Below are 24,043 nucleotides of genomic sequence, written 5' to 3'. Positions count from 1 at the left end.
ACCGCCTATGAAATTAAGAACAATACCCTTTTTATGGTTTTTTCTACTGCTCGTTATTCTAGATCTATGGGTAGGCACGTCCGATTTTACCGGTTTTCGTCAGCTAACAAAACCATTAATTCTTACCGCATTACTCCTTTATTTTGGTCATTTTGGAAAATCCCTGCCAAAATCTATCTATAGACCTACCCTTTTGGCCCTTTTATTTTCGTTACTGGGTGATATCTTTTTGCTTTATGACACCCAATATGAGCTGTTTTTTATTTTGGGCCTAGGGTCCTTTTTTATGGCCCATCTCTGTTACGCCCTGGTTTTTTTTAATCAACGAAGCCCACAACTCCCTAAAGGTTTTTGGTTTGTCCTTAGCCTTCTTATTACTTACGGAAGCACCCTATACTTAGTATTAGCAGAAAAACTAGGTGCCTTAAAAATTCCGGTGCTACTCTATATCCTAGGAATATTGACCATGGCCATCACCGCTTTTGCAAGAAAAAAAGAGGGTCGCCCTAAACCTTATACCCTTGTTTTTACTGGGGCTTTATTCTTTATAGTTTCCGATAGTATTTTAGCGGTCAACAAATTTTTAACGGCTGTACCTTGGTCACACCTCTTGGTAATGGGCACCTATGCCGTGGCACAATACCTTATTGTGATGGGGTTGTTAGGAACGAAATCAAAATCAAGAGCTACTTCTAAAGTAATTAGCTAGATGTTTATAGCATACTATTTTGAGCGTTACCCCCTTCGGCGGTCGGGCTCTTGGCTTTATCCCTTGCGCTGCTGCGGGGATGCCGCCGCGATCCCTAACGCAAAATGATATTAAAATAAAGGAAAAGACCTTGGGAACGGTCTTAATTTTTAAAGGCACAGGCCAACTAAGCGCATCTTCTTAATATAAATCAACGCCCATCTTACTCCTTGGTATATCAATAGGATTTTAGGGCAAGTATGCTAAAATGCGCCCCCTTTTTTTTATACTAGTTACCTTTCTGTAGACGTCATTACTTTTGGACTTTTCTTTTACCTAACTTATAGGCTACCAACCTTGTTTTTTATGAAACAATTCCTCTTTTAATTTTTATCGCTCAATATTCTATTACTTATGGACAGGGATTTGACTTTAGTATAGACCATTCTTCCCTACTTGTAGCGGACTCAAAAGCTACGGGCGATTTTTATGCGGACGCCATACAGCTAGAAGAAATTCCACATCCCGATAATTCGCCTGGATTTAGATGGGTTCTAATTCAAGGCAGCACTCAATTGCATCTTATCCTAAAAGATACGGTACCCATCAAAAAACACAAATCCATGCACCTATGCCTGTCGACTCAATAACTAAAAGCATTTATCGATTATCTGGAGCAGCACAAAGTCCCTTATGAAGATTGGCGCGGGAAGAAAAATGCCATTACAATGCGGACCGACGGGGAGCAACAAATATACCATCAGGATCCCGAAGGTTATTGGATAGAAATCAATACCGCAAAACATCCCTAAATTTTTCTAGGCGCGCATAAAAAAAAGAATTCTTAGACTGGGTGCCTAAGAAGCCTTATAATTTATAACAGAAAATTCGTTTTCTACTGGAGTCGGGTTATCTTCGCCCCTATAGCACGTAAACGTGTATCGATATTTTCATATCCACGGTCTATCTGTTCAATATTGTGAATGGTCGATGTTCCTTTTGCCGAGAGCGCCGCAATAAGCAGGGATACTCCGGCCCGTATATCTGGAGAAACCATCGTAGTAGCTTTTAGGGTCGATTTAAAATCGTGCCCTATAACCGTAGCCCTATGCGGATCGCAAAGAATAATCTTTGCCCCCATATCTATTAATTTATCGACAAAAAACAAGCGGCTTTCAAACATTTTTTGATGAATAAGCACTTCTCCTTTTGCCTGGGTAGCCATTACTAAAATTATACTCAACAAATCTGGCGTTAACCCTGGCCATGGCGCATCGGCTATGGTCAATATAGACCCATCGATATAATTTTGAATTTCATAACCGTCCTTATGTTCAGGAATTACAATATCGTCGCCTTGGCGCTCTAACTGTATTCCCAATTTTTTAAATACGGTAGGTATCTGTCCAAGGTCGTCCCAATGAACATTTTTTATGGTCAGGTGACTTCTGGTCATCGCAGCCAGTCCAATCCAGCTACCGATTTCTATCATATCGGGAAGCATTCTATGTTCGGTACCCCCGAGAGAATCTACACCTTCTATTTCCAAAAGGTTAGAGCCGATGCCATTTATTTTGGCGCCCATTCTATTGAGCATTTTACATAGTTGCTGCAAATAAGGTTCACAAGCGGCATTGTAAATGGTTGTTTTTCCTTCTGCCAAAACCGCAGCCATAACAATATTGGCTGTTCCGGTTACCGAAGCTTCATCTAACAACATATAGGTACCTGTAAGCTTTTCAGCTTCTACCCCATAAAAATGCTCTTCTTTGTTGTACCTAAAAGTAGCTCCTAACTTTATAAAGCCTTCAAAATGGGTATCCAACCTTCGTCGGCCAATTTTGTCACCGCCCGGTTTTGGAATATATCCTTTTCCAAATCGCGCCAATAAAGGTCCAACCAGCATTATAGAGCCTCGCAATCCTCTTCCGTCCTCTTTGAACTGGGCAGATTGCAGATAGTCTAAGTTAAGGTTGTCAGCTTTAAAGGAATAAGTGCCCTTGGCTTTCTTTTGAGTTTTCACCCCCAAGTCCTCCAACAAGGAAATTAGCTTATTTACATCGACAATATCTGGAATGTTGCTGATGGTTACTTCTTCGGATGTGAGTAAAACGGCACACAGAATTTGTAATGCCTCATTTTTTGCCCCTTGTGGTGTAATTTCACCATGCAATTGATGGCCACCTTCAATTATAAATGTCCCCATTAAGCGTTGAGAAAATTAGTATCGCTTTTTACTGCGAGTGTGAGTTCTTTGTGTTTTTTTACCAGAAGTGGTTTTTGGTGATTTGGCGACCCTATTCTTAAGAAACTGTCCGCTATCGGTTAAGTTTTCACCTTCCTTAGCTAGGTCAATTTGCCCATCGCTCAACTCGTATAAGTGTTTAAATATGGCCTTGTCCTCTACGGTATCCTTGTTCCAATTTAAATAGCACTTCTTCATATGATTGGCTATGGCATATTCCAAGCCGTCTCTCATATCCCCTTTTTCCCAATTGACTGCCACATCGATCATCCTTTTTATGTTATTCCCATAAAAGCGATATTTTGGAAAATTCTGTGGGTATTTTAAAGGTTCGGGCCGTTTCTGAAGTGTTTCTTTTGAAGTTACCGGAAAAGGAGAATCTACATTCAACTTAAAATCGGACATTATGAATAATTGATCCCAAAGTTTATGATGAAAATCGGGCACATCCCTCAAATGAGGCTGTATATTTCCCATTACACTTATTATAGCTTGGGCTACCCGATTACGCTCTTCATCGTCTTCTATGGAAATGGCATGATCGACCATTTTCTGAAAATGACGGCCATATTCGGGAATAATGAGCTTTGTACGCTCAGTATTGTATTCTAAGTTTTCTACTAAATTCAAATTGAAATATTTTTACTTAAAAATTTAAGACAAGGAAGTATTCTTGTACGCATGCAAAATAACAAAAATATGCCACAAAAACTATTTTAAAGTGAGATTACCCCTTTTACAGCCCCTACTTGTTTGTATTTATGAATGACTTCGTCTGGACTCTTAAGGTTTACAGTAATCGAAAGACTGGTATACTTGGCGTTCTTAGATTGCTTTGTTTCTATTACAGCCCCTGTATTATCAAAAATTTTTTCGATCTGGCTAATTTTTCCAGCATCGGTGGGCACAATAAATTTGTATAGGTAATCTGAAGGCCACTTTGTTCCTTGGGACAATTGTTCCTTTAACCTGATATAAAACTCGTCTGATTTTTCTTGATCCATAGCAATGTTTTTGCAAATATATAAAGTATCCTTGGCAATTTTTTAGTCTTAGGGGTATTTCATTACTTTGCAGTAGCATTTTATCCCTAAAAAAGGAAAATCCAAAATCATAACAATTGAAGACCAAAAAAATTGTCATCACAGGAGGTCCCAGCACCGGGAAAACATCTATAATAGATACAATTGCAGAGAAGGGCTTTTTTTGCTTCGAGGAAATATCCAGGGAAATTACCTTAGAAGCGAGAAAACAAGGTATTCCGCAATTATTCGTTTCGGACCCGTTATTGTTTAGCGAACGGATTATGGAGGGAAGGATAAAACAATACCAAGAGGCCGAAAAAATAGCACAACCTTTAGTTTTCTTAGACCGTGGCATTCCGGACGTATTGGCTTATATGGATTGTTTTGGACAGCCTTATGAAAATAAGTTTATTACGGCCACCACCTCTTTTGTCTACGATCAAGTATTTTTATTACCGCCTTGGCAAGAGATTCATGCTTCGGACAACGAGCGATACGAGAATTTTGAAGAAGCCTTGCGCATACACACCTATTTAGAAAAAACCTATAGGTATTACGGTTACAACATCATCATGGTGCCTAAGGATACCGTAGACCAAAGGGTTAACTTTATCCTTAACCATATAAAAAACGTATAGTGCCCCAGCACCCAAAAGAAATTTTACAAGAATTCTGGGGGTATCCAGAATTCCGAAACTCTCAGGAAGAGATTATCAATGCCGTTCTTGACGGTAGGGATGTTATGGCATTGCTGCCCACCGGCGGCGGAAAATCACTTTGTTATCAGGTTCCGGCACTTGCAAAAGATGGTATTTGCATTGTCGTATCTCCTTTGATTGCCCTGATCAACAACCAAGTAGATGCCTTAAAAAAACGCGGGATTAAAGCACTTGCCCTCACTGGCGGAATTTCTTTTGAGGAAGTTAACAACCTATTGGACAACTGCCTGTACGGCAAGTATAAATTTTTATACCTATCCCCAGAAAGGCTTCAGCAAGAATTGGTACAAAATAGGATACGCCAAATGGATGTAAATCTTATCGCCATAGATGAAGCACATTGTATTTCGCAATGGGGAAATGATTTCAGACCAGCCTACTTAGACTGTATCATTTTACGTGAACTTGCACCAAGCGCACCTGTGATAGCCCTTACGGCTACAGCGACAGAAGTTGTGGTACAAGACATGATGAGCAACCTAAAATTTGAAGCCCCCCTTCTTATTAAAGATTCCTTTTCCAGAGATAATATTTCCTTTTCTGTCTGTTGGGAAGAAGATAAAAGATACCGTCTAAAACAGTTGTGCAGCGAAACAAAAACAAGTATCATCATATATGTTCGCAGCAGGCGAATGACACAGGAAGTCGCCAACTTTCTTCACCAACAAGGGTTTAAGGTTACTTTATTTCATGGCGGCATCCCCAAAAAGGAAAAAAAAGAACGTTTAAACAATTGGCTTCAGAACAAGATTCAGGTTATGGTAGCCACCAATGCATTTGGAATGGGTATAGACAAACCAGACGTGGGCCTGGTAGTACATTACCAAATTCCGGACAGTATGGAAAACTACTTTCAGGAAGCCGGAAGAGCAGGTAGGGACGGCAGCCCGGCAAAAGCTGTATTAATCACCAATAAGGCAGATGAAATTCAGGTCAGAAATCAGTTTTTAAGTGTGTTGCCAGATATTGCCTTCGTTAAATTACTGTACAATAAACTGAACAACTATTTTCAAATCTCCTTTGGCGAAGGCACCGAAGAAACATTTCAATTGCCTTTTAATGCCTTTTGCAGTACCTATAAGTTAAACCCCATTACCACCTATAACGGTTTGCGGATTTTAGACCAAAATTCGGTCATTGCCTTGTCCGAATCTTTTTCTAGAAGAACGAGTATCCGTTTTATATGTACTAAGAACAGCATCTTTAACTATTTGGACCTACATCCAAAGCAAGCTCCTATCATCCAGACCATTCTAAGAACCTATGGGGGGATTTTTGATTTTGACACCAAAATCAACACCTTGTTAATTTCAAAAAAAACCAATTCTTCGGAAAAGTACGTTATATCGATTTTGGAACAATTAAAAAAAGACGACTTAATCGAATACCACGCACAACATAGCGATCTGGAAATTAGTTTTTTAGTTCCCAGAGAAGACGATAGAACCATTAATATATTTGCTAAAAAAATAACACAGTTACAAAAGATAAAAACAGACAATATAGAAAGCATCATTTCCTTTATAAAAAACGACTCCATTTGTAGAAACAAGCAACTATTGGCTTATTTTGGAGAAAAAGGGAGCGAAAATTGCGGGAAATGCGATGTATGCCTTCGGCCTAAAAATTTAAACGGAGATATTATCCGAATCATTAAACAAGAAATTTTACCACTTTTAAAATCAGGCCCTCAAAATTCTAGAGCCATCATAGAGACCCTTATATACAAGGAAGTCAATATTATTTTGGCACTACAAGAATTGTTGGAAGAGGGTACAATAAAGATAAACGCGGTAAACCAATACGAAATAAACAAAGTATGAGCAAGCTAAGAATAGTATTTATGGGTACCCCCGATTTTGCCGTGGCAATTTTAGATTCCCTTATTGCGAACAACTATGAGGTTGTCGGAGTCATTACTGCTCCCGACAAACCGGCGGGAAGAGGCCGAAAGCTTCACGAATCGGCTGTAAAGGTATACGCCAAAGAAAAGGGACTCACCCTTTTGCAACCCACTAATTTAAAACAAGAAGAGTTTTTAAACCAGCTCAGTGATCTTAAGGCCGATCTTCAGATTGTGGTTGCTTTTAGAATGTTACCACGAGAAGTATGGCAAATGCCAGCACTAGGCACCTTTAACCTACACGCGTCTTTACTGCCACAATACCGCGGTGCAGCCCCCATAAACTGGGCCATTATCAATGGAGAGACAGAAACTGGGGTGACCACCTTTTTTATAGATGACAAAATTGATACCGGAGAAATTTTACTCCAGAAAAAAACAACTATAGACAAGGACGATACAGCAGGGATCCTGCATGATAAACTGATGTACTTGGGCGCCGATTTAGTTGTAGAAACCGTAAAACGAATAGAAAACAAAGACATAGTTCCTAGCAAGCAACAGGATAACAACGCCTTAAAGGAAGCCTACAAAATACACAAGGACACTTGTGAAATTGATTGGTCGCAACCTATAAAAAATATTTACGATAAAATAAGAGGCTTAAGCCCCTACCCCACTTCGTGGACTACCCTGTATAATGGAGAGGACGAATTGTTCTTAAAAATCTACACCGCTTCCATGGAAGAAGCGGAGCATGATTTAAAAACAGGTTCGCTATTTTTTAACAAATCCCAGATAAAAGTAGCGGTCGATGGAGGGTTTATAGCGCTATTGGAGATACAATTACCAGGGAAACGAAAAATGGCCACAAAAGATGTTTTAAACGGTTTAAAGTTAAAAAACGAGGCCTATGTTGGCTAAACCCCCATGTACATTGAGGGTGCCGGGAAAAGTAAAAAACCTCTTACGTTATTAACAAACAATCAAAGTTATTAACAAAATAATGGATTTCCCCCTATTTTACTTGCGTTACTGACAAATCCGTATAAATTTGTTGAAGTATTAAAGTTTAAACAATAACAATTAATTTAACAAAATTATGAACAAAACAGAATTAATCGATGCAATGGCAGCTGATGCTGGCATTACAAAAGCTGCGGCAAAAAAAGCATTAGAATCTTTTTTAGGAAATGTTGAAGGTTCATTGAAAAAAGGCGATAGAGTTTCTCTAGTAGGATTCGGATCTTGGTCAGTTTCTCAAAGAAATGCTAGAGAAGGAAGAAACCCATCTACTGGTAAGACAATCCAAATTGAAGCTAAAAATGTTGTTAAGTTTAAAGCAGGAGCTGATTTAAGCAACGCTGTAAACTAGTCATAATTACCCGATAATTTAAAAGCACTTCTTCCAAGAGGTGCTTTTTTTTTTGAAAAATTCTTTAGACTTAAAAAGAAATGTTTTATTTTAGAGACTAGAACTACTAAATGATGGTTGAAGTAAAACCAAAAAAAGGAACCCTTTTGATTGCTGAACCGACTCTTTACGGAGACGTGTCCTTTAACAGATCAATTGTTTTATTGGCAGAACACGGTGAGGAAGGCTCTATTGGATTCATCCTTAACAAACCGTTAGATTACACCATCAACGACCTTGTAAAGGAAATTGAGACACCATTTAAAGTCTATAACGGTGGTCCTGTAGAACAAGACAATCTATATTTTATTCATAAGGTTCCTCATCTAATTGAAAACAGCATCGAAATATCGGACGGTATATTTTGGGGCGGAGATTTTGGGTCCATAGTCGACCTGATCAATCAAAATATTATTGGCGAAGATGATATCCGCTTCTTTTTAGGGTACTCTGGCTGGTCTTCCCTCCAATTGAATGAAGAGCTAAGCTCTAAGTCTTGGATAGTAGTAGAGAATGTATATGAAAGTAATATCATTCAAAAATCGCCCAATGCCTTTTGGAAAGAAAAAATGGTAGAACTTGGGGGCAATTACCTTATTTGGTCGAATGCCCCGGAAAATCCAAATTTAAACTAATTCAACCTAGCTGCAGCGTTAAGCTTTCCTAACAAATCTGCTGCCACAGTACTACCGTATTCCTTTTTCCTATATTTTGTTATCGGCTGTATTCCTACAATAGCATTAGTGATAAACAATTCATCAGCTTTTTGCAACTCAAATGGGGAAATAGCCGATTCTTCAAATTCATACCCTTCCAAAGCGCCAAGGATACCGATCAATTTTTTCCTGATGATACCATTTAAGCAACCATCTTTTACCGATGGGGTTTTAATCAGGTTTCCCTTTACCAAAAACACATTGCCATTAAGGGCCTCTACCACTCTTTTATCTTGATTGAGCAACAGGCAGTTTTGGTATCCGTTTTCGCTTGCAAAAACGCTCCCAACAACATTTATGATCTTATTATTGGTCTTTAGAGTAGAAAGCATGTCTGCATTGACATAAAAATCTTTAAACAACTCCACCTCGTACGCACCTTCATTTAATATAAAAAACGGTGTATTTAGGGCATTAGCCTCTACGATATAAGAGATGTCATTGGTTTTTGGAAGGTATAAGCCCCCGTTGTTCCTGAACACGGTAAAGCGGATCCTGACCGGTTTACTTTGTAGGTTGTTAGCGTTAACGGTAGCCAATATTTGTTCTTCTAAAAACTCCATGGAAAAATTCATGGGAATTTCCATTCTTAGAATCCGCATAGAGGCCATTAGCCTTAGGTAGTGGTCTTCCAAAAAAAACACCTTGTTGTTCACAACCCTAATTGCTTCGAACAACGCATCGCCATAACGAAGCCCCCTATTTTCTTGATTTAAAAAATAGGAGTCTTTTGAATGTAAGTTGCCATTAAAATTAATCATAAGAAAAGCCTTGATTTATCAAGGCCAAAGATACATTTTATTCAATAAAAGAGACTAGGCCGAACCTAAAACCTGCTTTAGACTCGATACCTGGTTCTGCCATAGCATCTTAGCTTCATCCTCCTCGCCTTCTTCGGCAAAATCGGTGATAAACAAGGAAACATCCTTGGTAATTTCATCGACAATGATTCGCATTTCGAAAAAACTATCGTCTTCTTCGGCAAGCCATTTAAATTTTACGAACTCATCGCTTTTTCTCTTTAGCAACTTCGCCTCCTCTTCGGAACCGTCCCATATAAAACTAAACATTTCTCCTCTAGAATTTACATTGTCTGCAAACCACTCGGACAAGCCCGATGGAGTTGAAATATACTGATATAGTAGTTGCGGAGAAGCGTGTATTACAAACTCAACTTCAAATTTAATTTTATCGTTCATCCTTAATCTTATTTACGTCGGACAATATATATATTTCTACATGATTAAAAAATTTATGGGGGTAGAATATTTTTTTTAAAAAAAATTTTGACAATTGAAAAATAGAACTATCTTTGCACCCGCTAAGCAATAGCAGTAACACGGCGAGGTAGCTCAGTTGGTTAGAGCGTCGGATTCATAACCCGGAGGTCACGAGTTCAACTCTCGTTCTCGCTACTAGTAAATACAGGCAACCCAGGAGATTCATCTTCTGGGTTTTTTTATTAGGTAAAACATAGGTAAAACATTTTGACCCCTATATTGCCTATTATCCAACAACTTATACATTTTCAAAACGTCTTTTTCTTTTGCCATTAAACTGTTTCCGGTTGTGCTTTTAAGGGTTTTTCAATAGCCAATTGATCCCTGATTTTATAATTCAAAATTCGCATTTAGAATAACACATCTTTTAAAAACCTGAATAATTTGAATAATTTCACTCTATCCCGCCTCGTCTTTTTCTCTTTTCTATACAATAATAAGATCCGCTTTATATTATTTTTCTTAATTAATTAGTCGCCGTATTATATAGCTGTTATATTTTATTAGGAATTTTTCTAGGCATAATTTTTTTTTTTGTTCTATTCGATAAAAAAATTCCTGAAACTAGCAAAACATCATTCCGAATACAGTGAAACAAAACACAAATAAAAAAAGGGCCTATAAAAGCACTTCATCAGCAAAGGAGAAGTATCCTTCCCTGGTTAGGATGATACTATCCAGTGTGGAGATATCCAATAATTTGGAAGCATCCTTCAATTTGGTTGAGATTTGCTTATCGGCTTCCGAGGGATTTTAAGTTCCCTGAAGGGTGATTAATGCACCATGATTATACTACTTGTTTTAATCAGTACTACTTTGCCGGAGTACGTCTTTTACCGAGATCAGGCATCCGCTATCGGTTCCAGAGGTTAGATGGTGAACGTTTACCACCTGATTTTTTCGGTTCAGATGAATGACCGGTTCACTTCCTCGTGATCGTCCAAAATATCCTCGAAGTAAGGATAAATGAAAGTTCTCACGTCACAGGAAGCGGTTATCTTAAACGTAGGTAGAGTGGTCCTTTTGTAAATAGCCATTATTTTTCCATGATAGTAAATTTTTAAGATTATGCGGCCAACACAATCAACAGCAGCGCAGCGGTGCGGATAAGTCCATGTGGAGATTTTAAAAAATTGCGGTGGGTTCCCCCGATAGGAGGGATACCTTATTTTTTCTAATACTACATGGACTGGGCAAAGGCGGCTTGATTAACTTGCAGCATAGTCATGAAAATTGACTTATTAGGTCTCGGCAATTCCTTCGACCTACTAAGATATTCGATCTAATAAAAACCGGGATTGAATTTATCCCCATAAAACAATAGAGGCCTAATTGGAACCAATAAGTAACAGGCTGGTAGTTGGGATCGATAGATTCTGGAACCAGGAGCCTATAAAATTAAGAATCCATAAATGGAAGACTCCTACTCCACTCCTTTTGTTCCGGAGTTGCTAAGGAACAACTCATCATAGATCTTCATTTTTAGCTCAAAGGAAGGTCGCGGATCGATCTTCTTTTTGTTTTTTAGTATTTCGTAGTGCAGATGATACCCCGTTGAACTTCCCGTATCCCCTACCGTACCAATAATCTGGTGCTGAGCTATCGTCTCTCCTTTATAGACCAGCACCTTTTCCAAGTGCCCGTATAAAGTTTCAAAACCAAAACGATGCCGCATGACAATATAGGTACCATACCCCTTTTTGGAATACACGACCTCCTTAACGGTACCAGATGCTGTTGCATGCACCTTTGTTCCGGCTGGGGCGGCCAAATCGATCCCATAATGTTTTTTCTCATTTTCCGAAATGGGATGAATTCGCCTGCCGTAGTTACTTGAAATTGAATAATCGCCTTTTCCCAAGGGTACGGCAGCGGGAAATTGTGCTAGCAAATTTGGCCGGTACTTTAGGTATGTCTCCAATGAGCCCATGTATGAGTAATCCGGGATGCGATACAGAAAACCTATTATTCGCTCTTCGATAGCCATCAACAATCGCTCCCGTTCCCTTTCTGTACCCTCCCCTGCAGTTCTGCTGGAATGCAAGTTCATTTTTAAACGTTCCTCATATAAATTCATCGTTTTCACGGCATCTTCCAGCTGCTGGACAGATTTACCCGGACTATTCTGAACAACATAGAAAAGACTAATGACCATGAGCACTACAAAGTAGCCCAAGTCAGCTTTTCCGAAAACCATATTGGTTTCCAGCTCTTTAGCACCGACTTTTTTACTCCAAAAACCAAAGGAAGTGAAAAATTTCATATATTTGTATTTATATACAAAAATACTAATTATATACATATTAATACAAAATTAATATTCTATGGACAACTGGCTTACAAAAGACCACCTAATACACCTCCCCAACCTTTTCGAATATTTAGGGTTCCAACTCCTCCGCTCTGAGGACACCTACCTGTTATTTGAAAAGGGCGGGAAGCATTGCATAACCATCCACACGGAGAAGGGATATTTCTATTATACGGTACAACGCCCTCAGGAAAAACTTGCCGCCTCAGACCTAATTACGGATCATGTATCCAAAATGGAAGGGGCTAAAGAAGAATTGATTTGGGACAAGGTTGCTAAGTATTATGACCAAGTGTTGGAAAAAAAATCCCTTCTCATAGCCAATAACCCAAACCTTGGGTTTAAAAAAGTTGGAATGGATTTCAACCATTTTCATTCTTATCGAAAACCAATGGAAGAGCCATTGAATGAGGAGCTGAACAAGATAGAGAATGACGGCCCTTTTTCCGAGCGCATATACCTCAGTGAGGAAGGAGATCCCCTGTTTCCACTGTTCAATTTACAGAATGAGATCTGCGGCTACTTCCGTGATTTGGGCAAGGAGGTAGTCCCTTATAGGGAGTCGGCCATTGGGCACTCCCTATGGTATTCCAATATCCCCAAGAAAATAGAAGGTCTATTTCTATTTAGCAACCCCAAGGAAGCCCTGGCCTTCCACAAGAAATTCCGATTGGAAAATGTGGTCTATCTCGCCTTGGGCACCCTTAATCACACGACCACCAATATACTATTCCAAATACAGCGGATTACAAAAGTGGATAAACTGTATCTGAGTTTCACGGGCCAAGGAAAGATAGATGGGTATTTACGGGACCTGCAATTACTCACCTACCTACAGGGTTCCAAGCTGCGACTGACCCATACCGACCGTACGCTTATGGTACGGTTCCCCATTGGAACTGATAGATCCTTTACCCGATTATACGATCATATAAGGCGTTATAACAAGGCATTGGCCCAAAGAATGCTGGAGTACAATAAAATCCTCGACCAAAACATACTCAACAAATTCAGTATTCTAATTTCCAAGGACAATGGCGACCTTAGGGTGCGATTGCCTATAGAATCGCACGCGATCAAGGTTTTCGTCTGGTCCTATTACAAAAACTACCTAAACAAAACGGTCGATATTCTAAAACCACGATCCGCGAATTGGAATGCCGAATGGGAAAATACGTGCAACCAGGTCAATGAAGGGAAGGAGGTGCCATTGAAAGAATATAGAATAGCGCTTTAAAATGAAAAGAGGACGCTCCCGCCCTCTTTTCTTCAAATTCCGTAACTCACAAATCACTCCTGATCTGAAAGTTATTCAAAGGTAACAAATTCAAATTCCGTAACAATTAAAATCACTCAAAAATGGAAAATCAAGTAGAAAATACAGTTCAAAAAGTATTCGTCTTTGTCAATCAAGTATGGCACAAGGGTGAAGCCGTATCCACAGATGATGCCACCTTTAAAATAAAGACCATTAACCATCCTCCCTTTGAAATGTCAATAGACAGCATTCATGTGGAAGTCCGAAAAACCAAGGATCAACAATTCGCTATGGCCGATGCCAAAAGACGGTTAGAAGGAGCTTATATAAGTTTTGAAAAGTTAGCGCATAATATTCAAGAGAATATCTTGGAGGGCAAGGAAGCGTTAATAACGACCACCTATATAAAAGACGGAAAATTAAAAGAAACCGTAAAGATGGTTCAAATGCTCTACCACCCAATCTATGGTTCCAAATTGGACGTGCAGATAAAACGCACCGAGCCTGTTAAATGGAAGGAAGCAAATGCCTATGGGTACCAGTTCACCAAGGAGGAATACCATGCCATGGTGCAAGAGGGGAAGACCGTCCTGTTTACAGGAAGTTCCTTGGATGGGGAGACCTTTCAAAAACTAGCCTATTATGAGCCAAAACTAAATAACATCCGCACCAAGTCTACCGTATCTGCCAATATGTATGTTCTGGGCCAACAGCTAACCGCATCCCAAGCGGAAAAACTGAACCAGGGCAAAGAGGTGCATATAACGATACGAAAAACGCAAAAAGGGCCTTTGACCTATAGGGTAAGATGGAGTGCAAAGAGCCAACGTTTTCTTTATAGAAATTGCGAACCAATAGAACAACAAAAGACAACTATGTCGACACCTGCTGAAACAAAAAAGAATCAGCTTAACAATACCTTAAACGGGTAGGTTTTTTTTTGCAAATAACCAATGGCCGGCCTACAACATAGGTCGGCTTTTATTTCTTCGCCATGAATGGGCCAAATTACATAGATGATCCACAACACTATAAAAGATTAATCTCAAAAATCAATTCTGAGGTTAACTTTCCTTTTTTCCTTCATCGAAATGACTATAGTTTAATAAAGAAAAGTGCGAGCTCCATGGAGTTTAAAAATTCTAGGGATCGCATTGTACTGCATATCGGCCGAGATCCGGTAACCTATTTCAATCGCAATGATTCCCAGGATAAGGGGCTTTTTTTCAAATACCTATTAAAGCGGAGCGACAACTTTTACGTGGCCGTTCGGGAAGGACTAAAAATTGCGAATATCAGCGAGCAATCGGTCTGTATCCCCATAAAGAAAAGACAGACTACTTCCAAAAACAAACCCTTGGAGCTACGTTTTACTATTGCCCCCTTGGAAAATCCCGCTTACCTACTGAATCAAAGAGGAATTTCTATAGCTACCTTAAAGAGCGTAAACTTTTGCGGTCGTATCTATAATGCCTACCCCAATAAAAAGAATGGGCGTAAAATAGCGAACATCGCCTTTCCCAAATACGATTTGGCGGGCAGGCCACAAAATTACATGCTTTTTAACCAGTCTTATAGGAGCAAAAAGGAGAATAGAATAAAAAAGTTTCGTCTTGTGCTCAACCGAAAGGACCATTTCTTATTTTATTCCACCCCCATAAAATGTCCCTCTGCCATAGTAGTAGCTGAAAGCGCCGTAGACCTACTCTCCTACCACCAACTCCATGGAAGCCCTCAATATTTTTATGTTTCTTTCAGCGGAAACGTCTACACCCAAAAACTCGTTTTTTTCAATCAATTAACCGCCCCCTTTTTCGATTCCAACAAGACGATCATAAAATCTATCATGGACAACGATAGTAAGGGATACGAGTTCGATATAAAATTGCTCACAAGTCTATTAAATTTTCATAATCAGGATCTCCAGGCAGAAGCACTGTTTCGACGCGGAGATGTTGACTTTTCCATTAACTACTCCGACGGTAGCAGAAATAAATTAAGCATTCATACACAGCGTTTAGCGAAAACAATAACTCCCATGGTACAAAGGAGTTTGGTCCAATGGATAAAATCCCATGATAAAATAGTGTTAAAATTCTCCTTAAAGGAGATGATGGACTTCCCTCAGGAGGAGGGAAAAAAACATCCTTTCAAGGCACTTATAGAAACCATTAGCTCTGTTTATTTACCCTTTAACATCACCGTCCATAAATCAATTGGAAAAGACTGGAACGAAGACCTCATGGATTCCAGTAAGGAAATTTATCATAAGTTGGAAACCGTTGCCCCCAATATCATGGCCATTGGAGATAAAATAACTATAAAAGTCTGGTTAGGAAACCATAGCCCCGGCAGTATAGGAACTATTAAAGCCCTTAACGATGACTGTGTTAGATGCGAATTTGGCCCAGGGGATAGCGAAACGATTCCCTTTAATTATATCAAGGAGCATTTTACTAAGCGAACATCCCTTGTCCCGATCACTTGGAAAAAGGACCTAATGAGAGACCATCATGCGCCATACCTTAAAATGGACCGGTAGGATGCTTTTTGGATTACATCGATAAAGGTAATGCTTCTTTTAACCAGCTTGATATTCGACTTATAAAACCTTGAAAGGAAGGCGTGTTTACAAAACGATACCATTATGAACAACCAGAACTTGGCATTTTCGGCCATGCTACTTTCAGTAAGTTTCTTTGTAATATTGGGGATTATCCCATATTACCCACTGCTGCAATACCTTGAACTGGATTCGCCCCTTTTCGGAATGGTTCATGATTTTTTAGGACGGTTCAAGACATTACAAAAGCCTTTTCTCAGCAGGTCCTTATTGCTATTGATTGTTTTGGGGAGCGTTATGCTCTATAACCCCAGGAAAAAAGAAAGTAGCTCCCTTGTCACCGGATTTGTATATTTTTCATTCGGCGCCCTACTACTGTTTATTACGGCATATTTTAAGGCATACCAAATTCCCATACTTGGGTACTCCCTTTTCTTGTACTGCATTGGGTTTTTATTTTCGGTTATAGGAGCCGTTCACTTATTCCAAGTTATGGACTTTACCAACGAAGCCGAGGAAGATCCATTTAACGAACAGAACGAGTCTTTCCGGCAAATGGAAGAAAAGATAGATACCAAATATTCTGTAAACATACCTTATGAGTATCGCTATAGGGGGCAACTCCGCAAAGGATGGGTGAACTTCGTGAACCTGTTTCGGGCTTTGTTGGTCATAGGCACCCCAGGTAGTGGGAAGTCCTTTGCCTTGATCGAAGAGATCATAGAACAGATGATCACAAAAAACTATACCATGCTGATCTACGATTTTAAGTTTGATACTCTTAGTAAAATCGCCTACAATTATTGGCGCCGTAAAAAGGAGCTACCTCATGAAGCGGACCCATTACATAGGCTACCCGAATTTTACATCTTGAGCTTTGACAACATTGAGAAATCGCACCGCTGTAATCCTATAGACCCCTACCTGATGCAAAACCAGACGGACGCTTCGGATGCTGCTACTATTATCATGAAGAACCTGAACAGGGAATGGATCAAACGCGGTGATTTTTTCTCCAAAAGCGCCATTAGTTTTGTAGCGGGACTCATCTGGTATTTAAAAAAGAAATCCGAGGAAACAGGAGAATACATCTGTACCCTACCCCATGTGATTACCTTATCTACCATAAACATAGAATATCTCTTGGAAATTATGATGCAGGAAGTAGAAGTTCGTAGTTTAATGATTCCCTTCAAGGATGCCATGGAGCGAAAAGCAGGTCAGCAATTGGCTGGACAGACCGCCAGTGCCCAGATTTCCCTTTCGATGTTGGCCAGCAAGGAAATCTATTATATCATGACCGGTAACGATTTCCAATTGGATATCAACAACCCGCAAAGCCCAAAAATAGTCTGCATCCAAAACAATCCCGACCGCTCTGAAATATACGCTGCGCCCATTGGACTGTACATTAACAAAGCGCTACAGGTGGTGAACAAACCGGGGTGTAGGCCAATGGGTCTGATCTTGGATGAACTCCCCACCGTTTTCATTATGGGACTACGTAGGATTATCGATACCGGACGGGCCCACTACGTAGCCACCGTACTGGGCATACAGAGTATCTCCCAACTAATAGCCGATTACGGCAGAGAACTGGCAGAGGTCATTTTTGACAATTGCTCCAATGTCTTCAGTGGTGCTGCGAAAGGAGAAACCGCTCGTCGGATCAGTGAAATTTTTGGCCGTATCCATCAGGAAAAAAGAAGCAAGGCGGTTTCTAACCAGGATACTACGGTCAATTTTAGCACCATCCTATCGTCCTTGCTTCCAAAGAGCAAGATAACGAGTATGTCCACTGGCCATTTTGCAGGTATTGTGGCGGATACCTTTGAGCACCCGATAACACAAAAACTATGTTGTGGATTGTTAAAGCCCAACATGGAGGCAAAGAAAATACAGGACAAATACGAACTACCTTCACCCACCCAATTTATAAATAAACACCATCAGGAATTGGTAGCCTCCAAAATGACCGTTCTACAAAATCTCAATTTTTTTGAAGTAATAAAACATCTGGATTTTGGTCAGAGGGATCATAGGAAGTTCTATGGCAAGTACCTCGATCAATTTACCAAGGAACGGTACAGTAACCCTATAAAACAAATGCAGTTTATCCCAATAGCCCGTGAAATAAAACTATTTGACCACCTACATAAATTAAAGAGCCTTACAATAGAAGATACCGATACAATAAATTCTATAAAAAAGTTTATTACCGCTCTAGTGGACCGTATGTTCATAGAACAGGAAAAAAACAGGGTATTGGAGAAAAATTTTATGAAAGTGATCCAGGATATCAATACTCTGGTGGAACGGGAGTATTCTCGATGCACAGGAAAAAAACCCAAGTTACCGATATTTGATAAAACCAAGATAGGCGGTGAAATAGGTACGTCTTTGGAAAAAAACGATCTTATCGCCAAGGGTTTTATTACCGATTTTCATAGCAGGGCCAAAAAGGCATTGGCAGATTCATTCCGTAAGCAGTATGAAATACCTAACTTTGGAAAGTTTACCGAAGCCAATCAATTGGAGCCTGGAAATGTTACAGAGAAAGATTTGGAAAGCTTATTCTCCAGCTTTCCTATAATAATGGATATGGAAAATTAATAATTTGAAACATGAAAGACATATACGAGCTGATGAAAGCCCCTACTGAGGATTTTACCTACATCAGTGAACGATTAAAATTGATACGTGAAGAACTGATAACGAAAGATACCGGTAATCGGCGTACGAGCGCATTTTCCATAAAAGCCATTACAGAGCGATTTGACATGGACTACAATACCTTGGTCAATGTAGAACGTGGGGCCATCTCCTTAACAACCATCAAATTGATATTATACTACTATTCCCTAGGGTATAATCCGGCATGGATCCTTACGGAAGACAACGAGTTTATCCCAAAGACCAATATTGGTGAAAATGTCGTCTATCAAGCCGATGTACAAGAGGAATACAAGGAAATGGAAGCCGCTATCGTAACTGCTTTGACCGAGTTTAAAAAGAAGATTTAAAAAGGATCCTCCAACCTACTGTCACTTCAATGGACAACAATATTTAAGGGGGAGAGTCCTTCTCCCCTACCCCTATCCTGCTATCCTACAACGATGAGAGTTTTTGTTGTAAACCTTACTCTTTTTCAATAAGTGTAGTTACAATTTACCAAAGCTTGATGCCTAATCCTACCCTTTCATACCATTTATAGTCCATGTTGATTGCCTCAAATAAAACAGCTTCTTTTTTAATAAAAAAAACCCTACATTAGTTAATTCTAAAATAGATGTATAGTAACTTGTTACTATACAAGTACGTTAGCGGTAACTTGCTATAAAAATTAAGAGCAGCATCGGGACTTCCTTTTTTTGCTGCCTACCCTATAGTTTTACCAATCGGTACGAAAGCAGTACGTTTATCAGGGCAGCAAAAAAACTACGGTCTGTAAATCGCACTATCAGGATTTCAGTAGGTATTGGGATTTAAAATAGAGCAACGACAGGGCTCATCCTTTTGCCGCCAGTACGCAAGCAGTACGCTGTTCGAATTTTGGCTTGCCAGTATCTGCCAAAGTTTTATAGAAGATTAAATTTTGTTTATGTCCGCCCAGATATGCGCCGGATTGAATATGCGGCAAATCCCCGGGGATTGTTCCATTAGTTTTTCCTCTGGGGTATGGTCAGCGCAGCAAGCAACCGCTAACAATACCTATAATTCAGTCTTGCCTTTTCCAAAAGATAAAATTGCTTACTTTTATTCCAGCACGATTCCGATCATGTAAAATCCTGTCGGATTCCCAGACCGAAATCATAGCTAAAACGTTGTGCATAATGCAAAAAATCGTTCTAAAATTCAACATTTGAACTAAAAAAGCCAACCGCACAAACAGCACATTTATTTTTTTTGCCAACGCGAAATACCAACGCTAAAAAAATAAAAGAGCTGTTTTTCGCCAACGCTCGAAAAAAATGATACATTAGGAAAATGCAAACTGAAGAAGAAATCCTAAAAATAAAAAAAGTAAAAAACACCGCAGTCAGAACTGTGGTTTTACGACATCTTTTGAGCCAAGAAAAAGCCCAATCTTTAAAAGATATTGAAAACGCATTGGCATATACTGACAGAAGTTCGATTTTCAGAACGCTGAAAACATTTGAGGAAAACAAAGTTATCCACAGCATTGAAGATGGTTCTGGAATGACCAAATATGCGGTTTGTGCCAAAGGCTGTAACTGCGACCCAAAGGATTTGCACTATCATTTTTACTGTACAAACTGCGATAAAACATTCTGCCTTTTCGATGTTCCAATTCCTCAAATTGAACTTCCTCAAAACTTCAAACTACAACAAGCTAATATGGTTGTAAAAGGCTTGTGCGACAACTGCAACAAGTAATCTTTGCAATCGAGTTGCAGTAAAAGGAATTTACATTTGTACTATTCTTTTAAATCAGAATAAGCAGATGAAAAACATATTTTTAAACACATTATTTTTATTCGTATCAATCATATCGTTCTCACAGACGAGCGATATTTCCATTTCTGTTAGCGATGCAGGAACCAACGAACCATTATTGGGTGCTACCGTCTATTTTGAAGAATTAGCAAAAGGAGCAGTAACAGATTTTTACGGAATTGCCACATTTACAGAAATCCCAAATGGAAACCACATTATAAAAATTTCATACATAGGCTTCAAAACCATAGAAACTACTATTGATGTTGGAACAAAAAAGGAGTTCGCTTTCAAGCTCGAATCTGGAGGTAATGAACTTGACGAAGTTGTCATACAATCTTCAAGAAGTACACGAACTGTTAGAAAAATTCCAACTCGAATTGAATTTATTGGAGCGGAAGAATTAGGCGAAAAAGCAGTAATGAACCCGACAAATATTTCAATGGTACTTCGAGAAAGTACAGGCATACAGATGCAACAAACTTCGTTAAGTAGCGGAAATACCAACATTAGAATTCAAGGTCTCGATGGACGCTATACACAACTTTTGAGAGATGGATTTCCACTTTATGGCGGTTTTTCCAGCGGTTTGAGTATTTTACAAATTCCGCCATTAGACTTAAAACAATTTGAAATAATAAAAGGAAGTTCATCAACGCTTTATGGTGGTGGTGCAATTGCAGGTTTGATAAATATGGTTTCCAAAACACCAGACGAAGAACCTGCTTTGGATATTATGTTGACACAAACCCAAGCTCTGGGAAGTACAGCAAATGTATTTTACAGCAAACGGAATGAAAAATTTGGTGTTTCACTTTATGGTTCAGGTCATTATCAAAAAGCGTATGACCCAGAAGATGATGACTTTAGTAACTTGCCAAAAACAACTTCGATTTCATTCAACCCAAAGTTCTTTTATTATCCATCGGAAAAAACAACATTTTGGTTTGGCTTAAACGGAACGTATGACGACAGAATTGGTGGCGACATCACAAAAATTGAAAGTGGCGAAAATGGCATCCATCAATATACCGAAGAAAACGTATCGAAAAGATTGAGCAGTCAAGCGGTTTACGAAACTCAAATAGATTCCGTCAGTTCATTAACTATCAAAAATAGTATCTCGTTCTTCGACAGAGAACTGACCATTCCCGATTTTACATTTGACGGTAAACAAACCAATACATTCACGGAAATAAACTATCAAAAGTCAGCCAATAAAACAGATTGGATTTTTGGAGCAAACCTATATACTTCTGATTTTGATGAAAATGATAATGCAACTTTGCAACGCGACCAAACAGATATAACTTATGGAGCATTTGCAAATAACATTTATGACATTTCGGATAATTGGATTTTGGAAACAGGATTGCGAGCAGATTACAATACTGATTTTGGCTTTTTTCCGCTTCCACGAGTTTCATTGCTATACAAAAACGATAGTGGATTTTCGAGCAGAATTGGTGGTGGATTAGGTTACAAAATTCCAGATATTTTTACAGAAGAGGCGGAATTTATCAATTTTGAAAATGTACTTGGTATTGATAAATCTTCACTAAATGCGGAACGTTCTTACGGTGTAAATCTTGATTTCAACTATCAAACACGTTTATTTGAAACCGTTGGTTTTTCTATTAATCAACTGTTTTATGTAACTGCGATTAATGATGCATTACTGTTAAATTCAACTGATAATGGATTTTTCCAATTTGAGAATGCAACAGATGAAATTTTGAGCAAAGGTGCTGAAACAAACATCAAGTTTACCTATAAAGATTTTCGTTGGTTCTTGAATTATGCACTCATTGACACAAAATTGAATTATTTGGCTGGAAATCCACAAAAACCGCTAACTGCAAAACATAACGCAGGAAGTGTTTTGATGTACGAATCTGAAAAATGGCGAATCGGTTACGAAACGTTTTACACAGGAAAACAATTTTTGTCTAATGGAACAGAAACAACCGACTTCATAACAATGGGTTTTGTGGCAATGCGAAATTTTAAATGGGGAACAACGTTTGTGAATTTTGAAAACTTTACGGACAGAAGACAAAGCAGGTTTTCGCCATTGGTTTTGCCACCACACGACAATCCAGAATTTTCCGAAATTTATGCACCAACAGACGGTTTTATATTTAGCGTTGGAGTAATAATCAAACCTTTTGGAAACGAAGATGACGACTAAAATGAACAAAACGATATTTGAAATCAGTAAGATGGATTGTCCTTCCGAGGAAAATCTTATACGAATGAAATTGGATGGAATCCAAGAAATCAAAAATCTCGATTTTGACATTCCCAACCGAAAATTGACCGTTTTTCACGATGGTCATAACGACCAAATTGAAAAGTCAATTATCGAATTAAAATTAGGCGGAAAGAAAATCTCGACCGAAGAAACCAACAAAAAAGATTTTGTAGAAAACACCAACCAAAAAAAGCTACTTTGGATTGTACTGGCGATAAATTTTGTCTTCTTCATTATCGAAATGACCACAGGGCTCATCTCGAAATCAATGGGATTGGTTGCCGATAGTTTGGATATGCTTGCCGACAGTTTTGTTTACGGAATTAGCTTGTTTGCGGTTGGCGGAACGTTGATTAAGAAAAAACGGATTGCAAAAATTGCAGGCTATTTTCAGATAACACTTGCGATTATCGGATTTGTGGAAGTGTTGAGAAGATTTTTTGGAGCCGAGAAACTTCCCGATTTTTCAACGATGATTATCGTTTCGATTTTAGCACTTATCGCAAACGGAATTTGTCTTTACATTTTGCAAAAGTCAAAGAGCAAAGAAGAGGCACATATGAAAGCGAGTATGATTTTTACTTCCAATGACGTGATTATCAATTTGGGAGTAATAATCGCAGGAATTTTAGTGAATTGGCTAAATTCCAACAAACCTGATTTGATTATCGGAACAATCGTTTTTATAGTGGTAATACAAGGTGCATTTCGGATTTTGAAATTAAGTAAGTAATCGGAATTGCCAACGCTGAAAGCCATACACATTTACAGTCGCTCAAGCCATCGCACCACCAAAACTGTAAAAGAATATGTCTTGCCAACGCTCAATTTAGAACTAAATAACAAACATCGGAAAACCAAGCAAAACGTGAAAAGCACTATGCACAACAATGTATCCTATGAAAAGCACTAGTCCAGTTCTCTAAAGTTAATATTTTATCCTTTAACTATCTCATAATATTAGTTTTAAGCGTATTGAATTATGAATGAGGCTGTGCATCATTTAAAATTCAATACCATATAACTTGCTCGGCATCCTATATGTGATCCTCGTCTTAGCAGAAGTGGTCACCAGCATCTGTATGATTATAAGTTATAATAAGCCTGGTCACTTGCTAACCGATGTGATACATGGGTAATGTCCACCTACATTGTTTTGTGATCCAAGCAAATCTACTATTCTTGGTGAGCTTAGTTATTGTATTACCGTTCATCCTCTTAATTTTATTCCAATACCCCTATCACATAAGGGGTCTCCGTCTTTATTAC

The 24,043-nt window shown here is 38.9% G+C and carries 20 protein-coding genes, 1 tRNA gene and 1 pseudogene; 15 read left to right on the top strand and 7 right to left on the bottom strand.

The window, feature by feature from the left end; all coding sequences use genetic code 11:
• Positions 1 to 7 precede the first annotated feature (7 nt).
• On the top strand, positions 8 to 709 hold the full coding sequence (locus BUA16_RS14740) for a lysoplasmalogenase (protein WP_072765517.1): 702 nt from the start codon (positions 8 to 10) through the stop codon (positions 707 to 709).
• Between the two features lie 874 nt (positions 710 to 1,583).
• Here the strand turns inward: BUA16_RS14740 and murA are convergent.
• The 3 genes from murA to BUA16_RS14720 form a co-directional block, all read right to left on the bottom strand.
• A complete protein-coding gene (gene murA, locus BUA16_RS14730) occupies positions 1,584 to 2,894 on the bottom strand; it encodes a UDP-N-acetylglucosamine 1-carboxyvinyltransferase (protein ID WP_072765516.1) in 1,311 nt (436 codons plus the stop codon).
• A gap of 15 nt (positions 2,895 to 2,909) precedes the next feature.
• The gene (locus BUA16_RS14725; protein WP_072765515.1) at positions 2,910 to 3,563 is read right to left on the bottom strand and encodes a DUF4290 domain-containing protein; all 654 of its coding nucleotides are present in this window, start codon (positions 3,561 to 3,563) and stop codon (positions 2,910 to 2,912) included.
• A gap of 86 nt (positions 3,564 to 3,649) precedes the next feature.
• Positions 3,650 to 3,937 carry a DUF493 family protein gene (locus BUA16_RS14720; RefSeq protein ID WP_072765514.1) on the bottom strand — a complete coding sequence of 96 codons (288 nt, stop codon included), beginning with the start codon at positions 3,935 to 3,937 and terminating at the stop codon, positions 3,650 to 3,652.
• Positions 3,938 to 4,053: 116 nt separating this feature from the next.
• On the opposite strand from BUA16_RS14720, the gene BUA16_RS14715 reads away from it, so the two are divergent.
• The 5 genes from BUA16_RS14715 to BUA16_RS14695 all read left to right on the top strand — a co-directional run bounded on the left by BUA16_RS14715 (position 4,054) and on the right by BUA16_RS14695 (position 8,569).
• Positions 4,054 to 4,596 (top strand): AAA family ATPase, encoded by a 543-nt coding sequence (locus BUA16_RS14715; RefSeq protein ID WP_072765513.1) that lies wholly within the window; start codon positions 4,054 to 4,056, stop codon positions 4,594 to 4,596.
• Complete coding sequence (locus BUA16_RS14710; RefSeq protein WP_072765512.1) at positions 4,596 to 6,500, top strand: RecQ family ATP-dependent DNA helicase; 1,905 nt, start codon at positions 4,596 to 4,598, stop codon at positions 6,498 to 6,500. Before BUA16_RS14715 ends, BUA16_RS14710 begins: the two co-directional genes overlap by 1 nt.
• Positions 6,497 to 7,444, top strand: a complete 948-nt coding sequence (fmt, locus tag BUA16_RS14705; RefSeq protein ID WP_072765511.1) for a methionyl-tRNA formyltransferase — start codon at positions 6,497 to 6,499, stop codon at positions 7,442 to 7,444. The genes BUA16_RS14710 and fmt overlap by 4 nt, the downstream gene beginning before the upstream one ends.
• A gap of 178 nt (positions 7,445 to 7,622) precedes the next feature.
• The gene (locus BUA16_RS14700) at positions 7,623 to 7,895 is read left to right on the top strand and encodes an HU family DNA-binding protein (protein WP_072765510.1); all 273 of its coding nucleotides are present in this window, start codon (positions 7,623 to 7,625) and stop codon (positions 7,893 to 7,895) included.
• A 113-nt stretch (positions 7,896 to 8,008) separates the two neighbouring features.
• Positions 8,009 to 8,569 (top strand): YqgE/AlgH family protein, encoded by a 561-nt coding sequence (locus BUA16_RS14695; RefSeq protein ID WP_072765539.1) that lies wholly within the window; start codon positions 8,009 to 8,011, stop codon positions 8,567 to 8,569.
• On the opposite strand, the gene BUA16_RS14690 is transcribed toward BUA16_RS14695, so the two are convergent.
• Both BUA16_RS14690 and BUA16_RS14685 read right to left on the bottom strand, forming a co-directional pair.
• Positions 8,566 to 9,411, bottom strand: a complete 846-nt coding sequence (locus BUA16_RS14690) for an aminotransferase class IV (protein ID WP_072765509.1) — start codon at positions 9,409 to 9,411, stop codon at positions 8,566 to 8,568. The two genes, BUA16_RS14695 and BUA16_RS14690, sit on opposite strands and share 4 nt — an antisense overlap.
• A 54-nt stretch (positions 9,412 to 9,465) precedes the next feature.
• Positions 9,466 to 9,849 carry an START-like domain-containing protein gene (locus BUA16_RS14685; RefSeq protein WP_072765508.1) on the bottom strand — a complete coding sequence of 128 codons (384 nt, stop codon included), beginning with the start codon at positions 9,847 to 9,849 and terminating at the stop codon, positions 9,466 to 9,468.
• 142 nt (positions 9,850 to 9,991) lie between these two features.
• Here BUA16_RS14685 and BUA16_RS14680 point away from each other — a divergent pair.
• Positions 9,992 to 10,065, top strand: a tRNA-Met gene (locus BUA16_RS14680).
• 483 nt (positions 10,066 to 10,548) lie between these two features.
• Here BUA16_RS14680 and BUA16_RS14675 read toward each other — a convergent pair.
• Positions 10,549 to 10,671, bottom strand: a pseudogene (locus BUA16_RS14675) (JAB domain-containing protein); the annotation flags it as partial.
• Between the two features lie 682 nt (positions 10,672 to 11,353).
• On the bottom strand, positions 11,354 to 12,193 hold the full coding sequence (locus BUA16_RS14670; RefSeq protein WP_178338892.1) for a M23 family metallopeptidase: 840 nt from the start codon (positions 12,191 to 12,193) through the stop codon (positions 11,354 to 11,356).
• Positions 12,194 to 12,254: 61 nt separating this feature from the next.
• On the opposite strand from BUA16_RS14670, the gene BUA16_RS14665 reads away from it, so the two are divergent.
• The 8 genes from BUA16_RS14665 to BUA16_RS14625 all read left to right on the top strand — a co-directional run bounded on the left by BUA16_RS14665 (position 12,255) and on the right by BUA16_RS14625 (position 23,507).
• A complete protein-coding gene (locus tag BUA16_RS14665) occupies positions 12,255 to 13,478 on the top strand; it encodes a hypothetical protein (RefSeq protein WP_072765506.1) in 1,224 nt (407 codons plus the stop codon).
• A gap of 122 nt (positions 13,479 to 13,600) precedes the next feature.
• Entirely contained in the window at positions 13,601 to 14,431 is an 831-nt protein-coding gene (locus BUA16_RS14660; RefSeq protein ID WP_072765505.1) for a hypothetical protein, read from the top strand.
• Between the two features lie 194 nt (positions 14,432 to 14,625).
• The gene (locus tag BUA16_RS14655; RefSeq protein WP_178338891.1) at positions 14,626 to 16,041 is read left to right on the top strand and encodes a toprim domain-containing protein; all 1,416 of its coding nucleotides are present in this window, start codon (positions 14,626 to 14,628) and stop codon (positions 16,039 to 16,041) included.
• A gap of 105 nt (positions 16,042 to 16,146) precedes the next feature.
• Complete coding sequence (locus BUA16_RS14650; RefSeq protein WP_072765503.1) at positions 16,147 to 18,675, top strand: type IV secretory system conjugative DNA transfer family protein; 2,529 nt, start codon at positions 16,147 to 16,149, stop codon at positions 18,673 to 18,675.
• An 11-nt stretch (positions 18,676 to 18,686) separates the two neighbouring features.
• Positions 18,687 to 19,085, top strand: a complete 399-nt coding sequence (locus BUA16_RS14645; RefSeq protein ID WP_072765502.1) for a hypothetical protein — start codon at positions 18,687 to 18,689, stop codon at positions 19,083 to 19,085.
• Positions 19,086 to 20,049: 964 nt separating this feature from the next.
• Positions 20,050 to 20,460 carry a Fur family transcriptional regulator gene (locus BUA16_RS14635; protein ID WP_047788656.1) on the top strand — a complete coding sequence of 137 codons (411 nt, stop codon included), beginning with the start codon at positions 20,050 to 20,052 and terminating at the stop codon, positions 20,458 to 20,460.
• 67 nt (positions 20,461 to 20,527) lie between these two features.
• Positions 20,528 to 22,711, top strand: a complete 2,184-nt coding sequence (locus tag BUA16_RS14630; protein WP_072765500.1) for a TonB-dependent receptor — start codon at positions 20,528 to 20,530, stop codon at positions 22,709 to 22,711.
• Position 22,712: 1 nt separating this feature from the next.
• The gene (locus BUA16_RS14625; RefSeq protein WP_072765499.1) at positions 22,713 to 23,507 is read left to right on the top strand and encodes a cation efflux transmembrane domain-containing protein; all 795 of its coding nucleotides are present in this window, start codon (positions 22,713 to 22,715) and stop codon (positions 23,505 to 23,507) included.
• The last annotated feature ends 536 nt before the right edge of the window (positions 23,508 to 24,043 follow it).

This window comes from Arenibacter nanhaiticus (genome assembly GCF_900141935.1).
Lineage (GTDB): Bacteria > Bacteroidota > Bacteroidia > Flavobacteriales > Flavobacteriaceae > Arenibacter > Arenibacter nanhaiticus.
Note: the sequence above shows the minus strand (reverse complement) of the source record. Positions and strands in the feature narration are given on the sequence as shown.